Below are 12,542 nucleotides of genomic sequence, written 5' to 3'. Positions count from 1 at the left end.
CACCACCCTGAACACCTCTCGACAACCGCCTCACGCCACTGCGGGGTCCCCGCCACACTCCTGGGTGCGGGATCCGTGCCGGACCCGTTCGAGGCTGCACGAGCCAAGAAGCAGTTGATGGTCGCTGTTTTTGTGTTGATCCTCGTGTGGATCCTCCCCTATGCAATCGACTTCTTCGCGAGGAGCTTCCTAGGCTGGGGCATCTACAGCCAGCAGCCCGACGTTGCGAAGGTACAGCTGCCGAGCGGGAGGACGCTCGGCGACATGATGGTGACTCTGCTCCGCTGGGTCCAGTGGATAGTCTCGGCGATAGCGGGGATGGTCATCGCGGTGAATGTGCTGCGCCTAGTCACCGCCGAGTGAGGGTAGAGGTGTACGGGCTATGGGAAACCCGATATTCGACGCGCTTAACGAGCTTTTCAAGACGCTTATCGATCCTGTCGCGCGTTTCATCGCCGAGTTTACCGTGAAGCCTGTCATCGAGCTTAGCCTTGCCGTCCCCGGTTTCGACGTCTATACTCGCGACGCGCCCCGCGTCTTCCACGACCTCGCGCCCGCCATGAACGCGGTGTACGACACCTCCCTGCTGCTAGGCATCCTGGCCTACACCTTCATGACCCTCCTCGCGCTTCTGGAATACCTCTATGAGGATAGGGTGGAGCTGGGCACTGTGTTGAAACGCTCGCTCCTAGTCCTCTTAGCCATCCTCCTCTCGAAGCACGTCTACGACGGGGCGGCTGCTCTCGTCGCGTGGGGGTCCTACACCCTCTTCTCGGGCAACCCCGAGGACGTCTACCTCGCGAAGGTCACCGAGGGCGCGGCGGCAGTCATAGGCGGTGCGACGCTGCTCGGGGCTCCAGCAGTCCTCACAGCCTTCTTCTCCATCATGATCTTCCTCGGGATGTTCAACGCGCTCCGCTTGATGCTTACAGCGGTGTTAGCAGCGACACTCCCACTATGGTTAGCCCTGACGCTCGCTCCCGCCAGGTACGTGCGGGACGTGGCCCATGGGGCGGTGTCAACCCTCACCGGCCTGCTCTTCGTGCCTCTGTTGGCATCTGCGGTGTACAGGCTGGGGTCCGAACTCATAACCCACTGGGACCCCAGCGGCGTCTACGAGGCCGGCCTCACACTCATGATGATAGCAGCCAGCTTCTTCGCCCCAGTCATCGCCAGCATCCTAGCTCCTAGAGCCTCCACGACAATGGCCCTGACAAGCATGTTCCTAGGCTATGTGGCTGGCCCCGCAGCGGCAAAGACAATCAGACAGATCGTGCCACACCTGGCAGCAGCCCCAGAACTCGTCCGAAGCCCACTACCATGGCCGGTCACGACACCCACAGGCGGAATAGCCTCGAGGATAGTCGGGTTCACCCGGGGTCTGATACATGCGATAAGAGAGCCAACATACCCGCTAGGCGGCCTAGGTTACATTCTACAACATGCTTACAAACATACGTTGTGGAAACTTCAAACAAGGAGATACTACAAGCGGGTCGTCGACGAGACCCTAGGGATACCTTGGCACGCTTTCACACACCAGCAGCAGGAATATTAACGTATTACGCCCCCGAATACTTTCGGGGGATGATGAACATGTTATATGAACTATACCTTAGGACAAGCGACCCGAAGCTAGCAATGATAGCTGCTACGACACTTGCAGGCATAACTCTGGGTTATGCACTAGGCCGTGTAACTGGTGCAGCGCTTGGCGGCGCACTTGGTCTGCTCGTAGGCTCGGCTGTTGCACTACTACTCGAAAACCTGGAGAGTGAGAAGACCAGAACATCCGCAGTCACTGCACACGCACAACCCTACCACTGGGTGACGGCGTGAAAGGCTTAGACCTAAATGGCTTGAGAAAAGCACTACTCGATGCATTTGTCCCCGGACGTCGACGCCGGAGGATCGCGACTGGCTACCGCCTGGTCAGCGCACAAGCCGATGCTGTAGTATTGCCGGGTAGGGCTAGGGTTCTGAGATCATACCGTGCTGGTGTCGACAACCTGGCTACGGTCTACCTTGTCGAGTTCGAGAATGAAGTCATGTATCTGGTTCACGAGCCACCGGTTAGCGAGTCAGTCAGACGCTACTACCCTCTCGTCATGGACCATATTGCGTTCACCGCTAGGCCGCCCTCCGACGGCATCAATCACGAGGAGTACCTGAAGGCCGTTGTGATCGAGGCTGTCGAGGAGCTTGGTCTAGCCGACGTGATGAGCGGGGACGACCTGAGGGCATTGCAGTACTATGTAACTCGCGATGTAGCCGGTTGGGGTCCTATCGATGTGTTGGTGCGCGACCCTAACGTCGAGGAGGTTGCGGGACTTCCGGGTAGACCCGTGCAGGTCGTGCACCGTGACGTAGGGTGGGTCACGTGGATCGAGACTAACATCGTGATGCCCCGGGAGGCTGAGATGGCCCGGTATGTGCAGCGGTTGGCCCAGAAGGCTGGCCAGTACATCTCGACGGCTAATCCTCTCCTCGAGGCGCGTACACCAGAGCGTCACAGGATAGCTCTGAACCTTGGCGACATCCACGGTGTTGGTCCCGGGTTTGTGCTCCGCAAGTTCCCGGAGGTCCCCTACTCGGTGCCTAAGCTGGTGGAGCTAGGTACCCTCTCTCCGCTGCTCGCGGCGTACCTCATGCTCCTCCTGGAGCTCTACGGCAACGTCTTCTTCGTCGGCGAGATGGCCTCGGGGAAGACAACCATGCTCAACGCGACGCTCTCCATGGCACCACCCGACTGGAGGATAGTGACAGTCGAGGACGTCCCTGAGCTCCGGTTGCCGCATCCCGGCTGGGACCCGCTATACACCAGGAGATCCTTCTTCGCGGGAACCGCCAGAGACGTGACGCTGTTTGACCTCGTCAAGTTCGCGCTTAGGAGGAGGGCGCAAGTGATCGTCGTCGGCGAGGTTAGAGGCGAGGAGGCCTCGGTGCTCATCCAGGCTCTTGCGACGGGTCACGGGGGAGGTGGCACTTTCCATGCTGGCTCTCTACACGAGATGGTGACGAGGCTCGTATCGCCGCCGCTCAGCGTAGGCCCCTCATTCATCCGCGTCCTCAACACCATCGTCTTCATGACGAGGACCGTCGTCGAGGGTAGAACCGTCCGCAGGGTGAAGGCCGTCTACGAGATCCTCCCTGAGCCTAGGCAGGGCCACCCGAGGATCCTGGTGCGCGCACCCGGAGTCCAAGACGAGATAGAGTACACTCAGGTGTTCAGGTGGGACCCGCGCCGCGACACCTTCGAGCCAAGCAGCCCCGAGGAGGTTGCGAGGAGATCCGTGAGGCTTCAGGTCAAGGCAGAGGCCCTGGGCTGGGACCGGGGGCGCCTCGTCGAGGAGCTGGCGGCCCGAGCCGAGCTCCTAGAGAGGCTAACCGAGAAGAGGATCTACAACTGGAAAGAGTTCTATCGGCACCTTAAGGCGTTCCACATGCAGAGGCGCCGCACTGCAGCCTAGCCTCGTTACAACCCGGGATCTAGAGTGAATGCGAGGAGGGCCGCTCTAACCGCGGTCACTGTGATCGCGTGGCTCGCGTCGCTACCGACTCTCCATCACGGGATAGATATCTATTATACTATAGTGGCGCTGGCGTCCGGCCTCCTGGCGGGCGTCCTACTCGGGATCACCACCCCCCATTGGCTGTCAACGCTGTTGTTCGCCGCATCAGTTCCAACCGCGGTTGCTCTGCTAGGCCCGCTGCCAGCGCTGGTGCTCGCCGCACCCCTCCTCTCGTCTAGCGTGGCGTACCTGGCCACCCGCTTAGTGAGACCCAAGCCAAGGTACTCAGTGCTCTTGCTGCTCGAGTCGCTCGCACTAACATTGGTGGCGGCCGCAAGCCCCGCTAGCATGCTCGCGCTCGCATCCGCCCCGCTCCTCCTGGTCTCGACGTACTACGCGGTGAGGCTGCTGCCGGGCGAGTGGAGGTTCGCCGCCGTCGCCTACTCTGCTCTCGCCGTTGTCTCGGCCCTTCCCGGTAGGCCGTTCCTTGCAGCCGCCCTGATACCAGCCTTGACGGGCTCCCTGCTGGCCGCAGTCCGTGGCCTGAAACTGAAGCCCAGTAGGGTCATCATCCACCCGCCTCGAGGCCAAGCGCCCTTCATCCGCGCTGAGCTCGTGGAGGGTGTGCTGTTCGCGCTAGACACTATCGCTGGCTATACGCTGCTGGTGGCGGCTCCGGATTCTCTCAGCCTCGCCAGCGGCTACATCGTGATAGTCTACGGCCTCGCGGGCCTCTCGACGAGCATCTATAGGATTGTGGTGGTGGCTCCGAGGCTCGCGATAAGACCCCACTACTCGAGGTGGTACGTGGCGCTCCTAATCAAGCACGAGAGGCTCGCGCAGCTCCTCGAGGCCTACGCCGAGAGGATCAAGCCGATGCTGCAGCGCGCAGCTGTCTTCGAAGACCCGGTAGTCTACGCCTCGAAGAGGCTCACGGCAGCACTTCTAACGCTCGCGGCCACCCCCTCCCTCCTGCCACTCGCCCTACTCTCGCCGACACTCGGTGCAACCGCGGTTGGAGCAGCCCTCCTCGCGGCATGTTCCACGCTAGCCTCCCCGTGGCTAGAGCTACCTAGCAAGGCGGGTGAGAGGAGAAGACGCGTCGAGGACGAGCTACCATGGTTCGTGCTTCTCGCCGCCAGCCTTCAGGCTGCTGGTGTCTCCCTCTTCGAGGCTTTCAGGAGGCTCCGGGGCTCCATCCTCCCCGCTATGGAGAGGGAGGCTAGGCTCCTAGAGCGCACTGTGATGGTGGAGGGCGTCGACTGGATCACTGCTATGGAGAGGCTGGCGGATACGCACCCCTCCAGGAGCTTCGCCGACCTGCTCCGTGGGTACACCAGCCTCGTTGTCACAGGCGGGGACCTCCTAGGCTACCTGGAGGATAGGGTTAGGGAGCAGCTCGAGTGGCTCCGTTTCCGTCTCCGTCAGTTCGCCGAGAGGGTGGTGACTCTCGGCGAGGTGATGGTGATTGCCTTTGTCCTCCTAACCTCCATTTTCGCGATTGTCGGCGGCGCTGTGGAGCAGGCTGCGTTTCTCCAAGTGTTCACCTACCTGGGGATCCCCCTCATGGCTGCGGTCTTCGTCGGCATCGTGCAGTCAATGCAACTGGGTTTCACGGTTCCCGAGGTGGCGATAGCCCACGGTATACCCGCCGTTGCCGTGGCTGTCGCGGCGGCGTGGGGTGTGCTCAGCTACGGGTACTCCTGGGCAGCCCTCACAGCCGTGATAGCGGCGCTGGGGCTCGGCTACGGCGCCCAGTGGCTGCTCCAGGTGCGCATCGCCAGGGCCCACGAGGCGGCTCTCCCCCTCTTCGTCCGCGACCTGCTCGAGTACCGTAAGATCGGGCTACCACCCTCGAGTGCCATCCTAGACCTCGCCGAGAGGAAGCCCTACAACCAGCACTTCAACGCGCTAATTGAGAAGCTCGCGGCCATGCTGAGGCTCGACGTACCGCTCGACGAGGCGGTGCTGAGGCTCTGGACCCCCTCGAGGGTCGCCAGGATAGTTCTCTTCACCGTCGCCGAGATAGAGGCGACGGGTGGCGGTACTCCACGGGTCCTGGAGACTCTCCACAGGTTCCTCCAGGACTACTATCTCGCCTACCGCGAGATGAAGAGCCAGCTGAGGCTCTACGAGGCGCTGATGTACGCGGCTCCCGTGATGCTAGCCTCCTTCGCCTCCATGAGCGCGGGGATCGCCGAGGTGTTCACAGTCCAGCTCCAGAGGATAACTAGTCAGGTCTCGGGCGCGGGCGTAGCCACGCCAACCCTCTTCGTCCTCAACCCGGCTAGCGTCGAGGCAACCAGGCTCATGGTAGTCGAGGCTAGCGCAGCGATGGCCACGGTGGGCAGCAAGGCGATAGACGGCTCCCTCAAGGCTACACTGAGACTAACAATAGTCGCATTGATACTCGCCGCCATGCTAGCCTATGCAGATCCGCTGGTACGAGCTTACATACACAAGATGTTTGCAATCACTGCAGCCTCGCAAGGCTAACACCCGGGGGACGCCTAGATGCTGGGTGCAGCGCGAGTAGCGGAGGCCCTTTCGTGGCCCGCTCGAGTCTTTTCAATCGCTCTGAAGCCACTCGGCCTCGAGACCCTAGCCCCCTTCCTCTACGCGCTCCTCCTAGCCACAATCTTCTACATGGGGGCCAGGCTCGTTAGACGCGAGGATATAGACAGGGTTGTGACATCCAGCCTCGTAGCGCTCTGGGCTCTCGTGCTCGTGCTGATTGGGGTTGCGATGGTGGCGACGCGTTGAGGAGGAAGACGCACTTAAGCATCGCGGCGGGTGTTGTTGCGCTCCTCGCCGGGCTGCTCCACGCGCATTTCGCCGATTTCGGCGTGGCTCTCTTGGCGGCTCTCGCCGCGGACGAGTTCATAGATGCGTTGGGGCATGTTGGGCGTCGGCGCGCACCCTGGACCCACAACCTGTTCGCCTGCTTGCTCCTCCCCGCCCTGATAACAGCTGTTCTTAACGCGGCCTGGAGGCTGGTCACGCCACTAGCCTACCCGCTCGCAGCGGCGGGGACCGCCACCCACCTAGCCCTCGACGCCCTGACACCCGCGGGCGTCTGGCCCCTCTGGCCGCTCTCGAGAAGGAGGCTACGCGGCCCAATCCACTACGACGACCCAACGGCGAACACTATCCTCACAACACTGGGCGCCGCAGCCTTCATAGTCGGGGTGTCGCTCCTAGCATGGCACGCATCATAAGAACACTCTGGTTCCGTGAGCGCAGGTGGCTCGAGGAGCCGATCATAACACTACCCTTCATCGGTGACGTCGAGCCACGCCGCCTCCTCTTCTACGGGGCGCCTGCCGCCCTAGTTGCTCTCCTCGTGGCGCTCCAGAACGGCCTCGACTGGTTCCCCGCCCTGATAGCCTCCAGCGTCATCGGCCTCACCGTCACGGCGCTCGCACCGGGCTGCACCGCGTGGTGCCCCGAGGAGAAGCTCCTTGCTGCATTTCGCTCAACCGCGGTTGGTAAACGCCCACCAGCCAAGTCCCGCGCTGCCCGCGAGAGGCGCGGCGCGGATCGCGGGGTGGCGAGGGTTGTTGTGGCGGTGGGGGAGCCTGTGAGGCTTGAGGGCGTCGCGGTGGCCCCGGATGGCTCGCCCCTCGTGGGTGCCCAGGTTGTTGCCGAGGTTGACGGTAGGAGGGTGGCTGAGGCTCGTACCGACGGGTCTGGCCGCTTCTCGGCGCTGCTCTACCTGAAGCCCGGGCACCATGTCATTCGTATCGTTGGGCCGGATGGCGTGGTGCTCTACGAGAGGAGGGTGCTGGTGGAGTTGAAAGAGGGTGACAAGCGGTAGTGTTAACAGGAGCTACGGGCTATACGCGACCCTCTAGGGTCCACGCCCGTGACCAGAGTATCCAACCGCGGTTGGATAGTGGATCCACATAGCGGCGCAATAATCGACCCGGAGACCGGCGTTGTCATAGACGACTCGCCTGTCGATCTTCACCCGGAGTACAGGGCCTATGACACCGAGGAGCTCCTAGCAAGGGATCACTACACGCCGGTGGAGAGGCCCAGGGAGCCGACGAGACGCGAGAGACTCGAGGATATCGCGGCCCGGGGAGGGCTACCAGAGACCGATGAAGACCTGAAGCAGATTCGCGAGGAGATCGGCGGGTGGCTTCGCGTAGGCGAGTCCAGGGCGATCGACATTTGCGGCGTGCGTTGCCTCGGCGCGTATCGGGTGCTACGCCGGGTCTACAAGCTGAACCCGAACACGGCTCTAGACGCTCTCCAGGAGGCCGTGTATGGCGATAGGCTGGGTGCGCCTCGTAGAGCGGTGAGAACCGCCAGGAGCCTCCTCGAGGCCTGGCGCGAGGCTGTCTCCAGCACGCTCGTCCGGCTGGCTGCTAAGCCCCTGCAACCCATCGACGTCTACCGGGCGGCGATCATCCTAGCGTCTCGCGTGAGGAGAGGCGCGGTGAAACAGGTAATCGTCGAGACTCGTGGCGTCAAGGTTCAGGTCACGAGGGGTAAGCTCGAGGCACCAGCACGCCTAGGCAATCTCGAGGAGGCTGAGCGTGCATTACGCCACGTGGCGTCGAAGCTCGGGGTCGAGATAACAGAGCCCAAACCCATGGTTGCAACGTCGGTTCTACACCTCCCCTTCCGCATAGAGATACACGGGGTGCCCGAGGGCCTCCACGAGAGGCTAGTGATCCTCAACCAGGGAGACAGGCTCAAAGTGATGGATACACGTGACGAGTTCACAGCCCTTGTCTACCCGAAGACCATCAACATCTATGTCAGGAGCCTCTCCCGTAACCTGACGCAACAACTCGATCTGATAATACTTCGGCTGATCACACTCCTAGCCAATTACTCCCACGACTAGTCCCGCCCAGCCTCACATGTGCCAGCCGATGCTCCTCTCTGCACTGGTTCCAACCGCGGTTGGAACCGTGCATGCAGAGCTACTGCGCGCGCCCCCGCACATCCTAATAAAGAAATCGAAGATTATTTAACGCGGGAGGGCCGGGAGGGGTAAACACGAGCATAGAGCAGCACGAGATGTTCACGTGACTGGTGTTCATCGCGAAGCACTCCAAACCGTGCCCGCACCCAGTGAGTCTCTACATGCAATGAACTTGGGGCCCACAAGTGTACGCTTACAAAATCCACCCAATCGGGTTTCCATTGCTCCCTGAGGAGGAGCAGGAGGCGATCATAGACTCGTTTAGAGTTCTCCTCGACAAGCTGGAGAAGACGACGCAGCTCATCGTGCGCAGAGTCGTCGTTAAGATCGAGGGTGAGGAGGTCCCAGGCTACGAGTTCTACATTGCCAGCGAGCAGAGGCTTGACCCTCTCCTCTCGAGGGCCGGGCTACGCTACGAGCCTCTCCTGGAGCCTCCGCCCCCGCTCATCGACCCGGGGCGTTGCGAGCTTCGCAGGAGCTACGCGGTGTGCGGGGGTAGGGTCTATCGCGTCGTCACGGTCTATGGCTTGCCTCGTGTCCTCGCCGAGGGCTTCCTCTACAACCTGTACCCTCACCTCGAGGAGGCTAGGCTCTGTGTCACGCCGCTCTCCAGGCACGCGGCATTCAGGCTGCTCAGGTCAAGGAGGAAGCTCCTAGAGATGCTTGTGGCCTCGTGGCAGATCGAGGGCAAGGCGCCCAGGCTAGAGAAGCTCGAGGAGCTGCAGCTGGTATCGGAGCTTATGGAGGAGGTTGCGGCGCGAGAAGCCAGGCTACACGCCGTGCGCGTAGCGCTCGTCGTCTCCGGGTCGACGCCCAGCGAGGCGAGGGAAGCAGCGAGACTCCTGATCCGCGAGCTCGACGCACTCGGATTCGCAGCCGGGGACTCCACAATATATTATTACAAGGTGTACGAATGCGAGGAACCTAAGCCCATCTTCACCGATAGCGTCACCCTCGCCGCCTTCTACCCGTTCATAACCACGCAGCTTGTCGAGCCCGGTGGCATCTATCTGGGCCGTAGCCTCCTTGACGACACGCCTGTCGTCCTGGATCTCTGGGCCCGAACGAGCTACAATGTTGTCGTGCTTGGCATGATGGGCTATGGTAAATCAGCGTTTGCGAAGAAAATAACGCTTGGATATTCACGGCTTGACCCTGAGCTAAGAGTCTACATCATCGACCGTACCGGGGAGTACATCAGGGTTGGTAAAGCGATGAACGCTGACATATTCGAGCTTAAGCGTGGCGTTAAGGCTGGTCTCGACCCGTTCCGCCTAATGCACCCTGAGCACGCAGCTACATTCATTGCAGCATTGCTTAGCCTAGAGCCTGACCTGAAAGCCGAGCTTCAAAGACTAGCATCCAGATGCACTAGTCTAGAGGAGGTTGCAAACAAAGCGTCTGAGAGGCTAAGAGAACGTCTACTCGCACTCCTTGAGGGGCCTCTAGGCTTCCTATTCACGGGTCAAGAACCCAAGCCGGGTAAACGCGTGGTTATCGTGTTGCGCGAGATGGGTAGCCCCGAGGCAGAGCGTCTAGCAGCTGCATTATCACTTTTGGTTATACTCAAGCGGGTACGCGAGGAGCCTAGGAGCGTCAGGAAGATCGTGGTGCTTGACGAGTTTGTTCAAGTGCTCGAGGCCTTCCGCGACTACGATGTGGTCTCGGCTTTGCTCCAGGCGTTCCGGGACTCGAGGAAGCTCTACACGAGCTTCGTGCACATCGCTCACGACCCACGCGACGTCTCGGCCTCCAGGGCGGCCAGGGTGATAGCAGTGCAGCTCAGCAGCCTCAAGGTCCTCTTCCACCACGATTATGACGCGGCGCAGGCTGCAGCCGAGCTCTTCGGGCTAACAGACCAGGAGAAGGAGCTCATAATGAGCGCGGACGTAGGCGACGCCCTGATACTAACAGAGGGCCTCCGGCTACCCGTTCATGTTGTGCTAAAAGAGGAAGAGCAGGAGTTGTTCGAGACGCGTCCCTGGGCCACTGCGGGGTCTGGTTTCAGCAAACTGGAGAGTGGCCATGGTGGCGGGTAGGGTTAGGGCGGTCTCCCCGGTCGTCGCGGCGATGATACTGATCCTGGTGGCCGTGGTGGGCGGCCTAATGGTCTGGATGTTCATGGGGCAGTTCATGAGGCCCAGGACCATAGCATCCCTATCGGTCTCCGGCGTCACTGCTGTTATCCCACCAGACGGCTCGGAGCTCAGCATCAACCTAATGGTAAAGAATGATGGTAACGTCCCCCTCAATGTAACTGTAGTCGAGTTCGGCTACGAGGGTGCAACCTACAACGTGACGCTCAACAGGCTGCTTAGCGCCGGCGCCACCACAACCCTAGGATTCACGCTGAAACCAGGAGACTTCGGAGCAACAAGCTTCGTAGAGGGCAAGACGCTCAGGGTCACAGTCTACTACAGGGATCCCCAGGGCAACGAGTACAGCAAGACAACCTACGCAACAATACAGATAGGGTGATGGGCTAGGAGCCTCTCCTCGCGATAAGCCCCCGGATTTTTTCGAGGGTTGCTCTCCCCGCCTCCTTGCCCAGCTCGGCTAGGGCGCGTGTATAGTGCCTCGCGAAGAGCCTCCAGGGCGCGAAGGCTATGTAGGCGGCGTCGACCCACGGCCTCCTCCTCTCGAGTTCCCGGAAACCCTCCTCGAACCCCATCAGCCTAAACTCGAGCATATGTGTGAATACCTCGGCGAGGGCCTGGTAGCCGCCGAGCGCCTCTGGGTCGATTCTCCCGCCCTGCTCGAGGCTAGCGACGAACATCTCGGAGAGGGATTCCACCGCCGCCTTAAACGCAGAGTCAAAGTCTCTCTTCGAGGCTATCCTGGAGGCGAGCCTATCGAGCCAGGGAGTGTAGCGGAGCAAGTCCCTCCAGCTTCTAAGCTCCGGGGGTCTACGGGGCGGCGGGTCTAGAGGCTCGAGCCACACGTCGTACCCCGTGAGGAAGAGGATCGCGGCGTCACACGCCGCCTCACGGTGGTCGCCATATACTCTCTCGCCGCGTAGACCCCAATGCCTACCCGTCAGCTTATACAAGTACTCCTCGAGTCCCTCCGGCCTCTCCTCCGAGGGTCTGCCAAAGCAGGGTGGAATGCGGCCACACCAGGAGTAGCGTAGCTTTACTCTCACCTAGGCCTCCACCATCTACTTGTTAGGGGCCTATGGCCGACGTTAAAGTATCTCCAGGAGGGGCCGTAGAGAGGCTCTACCTCGACGCTTACAGCACCCCTAAGTCTCTCCATGACGTCCCCCAACCTGTAGACCAGGGCGGCCCAGAGGGCCCGTGGCGCCCTATTAACGTCGATAACGTTGCCCTGCATCACCGCACGCACTATGATGTCTACGCTCTCCGCCTTTGGTACCGGCGTGTGTCCTTCCAGCGCGAAGTAGATAACAGGCCTCCCCTCGACAAGCAGCAGGTGCTCCGCGTCTATATCGACAAGAGTGTAGTGCACTCTGAACTGCACCGAGACAAGCCTCTCCGACCCCTTATCGACGACCACCGTCACCGGCTCGTAGTCGCGGTACTCCTCTGGGCTCGGCGGGGAACTCAACCCGAGCCTAGCGGCGAATATCCTGAACCTCTCGCCCAGCGCCTCGAAGCTATAGTCGTAGCGCCAGGTGAACCAGTAGGTGATGTAGATGTGCCTCTCGTCCTCCTCTACCCAGACGCCGACCCTCTCCGGCCTAGGCGGGTAGAGCGACTCGTAGATTGCTAGCGGCTTATACCGCTCTATGAGCGCGCCGTACTTCCCCACAAAAGGCTCGTAGACGTGCTTCTCAAGCCTATTGAGCAGCCTCTTAACGCTCACACAACGCTCTAGAGGCTTACCCGTGCTTAGATGCTCAACCGCCGCCCTCAAGGCCTCGTTGCGGATGATCTCCAGGGCCCTTTGCCGTACGCTGGGCGGCCATCTATCATCGAGGGCTACCTCCGCTAGCAGCCGGTGAACTCTATGCCTCGGTGATTTTCTCAGGTAGGCTTGCAGTCTCTTCTCGATAGCCTGTATCGCCTGGGGTAGCAGCCTCCTCGCATCGTCCCTGACGCCGGCAGCCGCTGCGCTGCCCCCGCCCATCC

The 12,542-nt window shown here is 61.1% G+C and carries 13 protein-coding genes; 11 read left to right on the top strand and 2 right to left on the bottom strand.

Features of this window, described 5'->3' with window-relative positions; translation table 11 throughout:
* Positions 1 to 75 precede the first annotated feature (75 nt).
* From PYRFU_RS01815 to PYRFU_RS01765, 11 genes are all read left to right on the top strand, one after another.
* Positions 76 to 363 carry a hypothetical protein gene (locus tag PYRFU_RS01815; RefSeq protein WP_048191349.1) on the top strand — a complete coding sequence of 96 codons (288 nt, stop codon included), beginning with the start codon at positions 76 to 78 and terminating at the stop codon, positions 361 to 363.
* Positions 364 to 382: 19 nt separating this feature from the next.
* Positions 383 to 1,558 carry a hypothetical protein gene (locus PYRFU_RS01810; RefSeq protein WP_014025900.1) on the top strand — a complete coding sequence of 392 codons (1,176 nt, stop codon included), beginning with the start codon at positions 383 to 385 and terminating at the stop codon, positions 1,556 to 1,558.
* A 38-nt stretch (positions 1,559 to 1,596) separates the two neighbouring features.
* Entirely contained in the window at positions 1,597 to 1,839 is a 243-nt protein-coding gene (locus tag PYRFU_RS01805; RefSeq protein WP_014025899.1) for a hypothetical protein, read from the top strand.
* A complete protein-coding gene (locus tag PYRFU_RS09825) occupies positions 1,836 to 3,470 on the top strand; it encodes a type II/IV secretion system ATPase subunit (RefSeq protein ID WP_014025898.1) in 1,635 nt (544 codons plus the stop codon). Before PYRFU_RS01805 ends, PYRFU_RS09825 begins: the two co-directional genes overlap by 4 nt.
* 24 nt (positions 3,471 to 3,494) lie before the next feature.
* Entirely contained in the window at positions 3,495 to 6,008 is a 2,514-nt protein-coding gene (locus PYRFU_RS01795) for a type II secretion system F family protein (RefSeq protein WP_014025897.1), read from the top strand.
* An 18-nt stretch (positions 6,009 to 6,026) separates the two neighbouring features.
* Complete coding sequence (locus PYRFU_RS01790) at positions 6,027 to 6,275, top strand: hypothetical protein (RefSeq protein WP_014025896.1); 249 nt, start codon at positions 6,027 to 6,029, stop codon at positions 6,273 to 6,275.
* Entirely contained in the window at positions 6,272 to 6,730 is a 459-nt protein-coding gene (locus PYRFU_RS09820; protein ID WP_014025895.1) for a metal-dependent hydrolase, read from the top strand. Before PYRFU_RS01790 ends, PYRFU_RS09820 begins: the two co-directional genes overlap by 4 nt.
* Positions 6,715 to 7,329 (top strand): carboxypeptidase-like regulatory domain-containing protein, encoded by a 615-nt coding sequence (locus PYRFU_RS01780; protein WP_014025894.1) that lies wholly within the window; start codon positions 6,715 to 6,717, stop codon positions 7,327 to 7,329. Before PYRFU_RS09820 ends, PYRFU_RS01780 begins: the two co-directional genes overlap by 16 nt.
* 48 nt (positions 7,330 to 7,377) lie before the next feature.
* Positions 7,378 to 8,370, top strand: a complete 993-nt coding sequence (locus tag PYRFU_RS01775; RefSeq protein WP_014025893.1) for a hypothetical protein — start codon at positions 7,378 to 7,380, stop codon at positions 8,368 to 8,370.
* Between the two features lie 302 nt (positions 8,371 to 8,672).
* Positions 8,673 to 10,490, top strand: coding sequence for a VirB4 family type IV secretion system protein (locus tag PYRFU_RS01770; protein ID WP_048191346.1), 1,818 nt, complete (start codon positions 8,673 to 8,675; stop codon positions 10,488 to 10,490).
* On the top strand, positions 10,477 to 10,929 hold the full coding sequence (locus PYRFU_RS01765) for a COG1361 family protein (RefSeq protein WP_014025891.1): 453 nt from the start codon (positions 10,477 to 10,479) through the stop codon (positions 10,927 to 10,929). Before PYRFU_RS01770 ends, PYRFU_RS01765 begins: the two co-directional genes overlap by 14 nt.
* A 4-nt stretch (positions 10,930 to 10,933) precedes the next feature.
* On the opposite strand, the gene PYRFU_RS01760 is transcribed toward PYRFU_RS01765, so the two are convergent.
* Together PYRFU_RS01760 and PYRFU_RS01755 are read right to left on the bottom strand one after the other, a co-directional pair.
* Positions 10,934 to 11,593, bottom strand: coding sequence for a hypothetical protein (locus PYRFU_RS01760; RefSeq protein ID WP_014025890.1), 660 nt, complete (start codon positions 11,591 to 11,593; stop codon positions 10,934 to 10,936).
* The gene (locus PYRFU_RS01755; RefSeq protein WP_014025889.1) at positions 11,590 to 12,540 is read right to left on the bottom strand and encodes a hypothetical protein; all 951 of its coding nucleotides are present in this window, start codon (positions 12,538 to 12,540) and stop codon (positions 11,590 to 11,592) included. Before PYRFU_RS01755 ends, PYRFU_RS01760 begins: the two co-directional genes overlap by 4 nt.
* Positions 12,541 to 12,542: the final 2 nt, after the last annotated feature.

Origin of the sequence: Pyrolobus fumarii 1A (assembly GCF_000223395.1) — an archaeon.
GTDB classification, from domain to species: Archaea; Thermoproteota; Thermoprotei_A; order Sulfolobales; family Pyrodictiaceae; genus Pyrolobus; species Pyrolobus fumarii.
The sequence above is the reverse complement of the archived record's forward strand: the minus strand, read 5'-3'. Positions and strand labels throughout refer to the sequence as shown.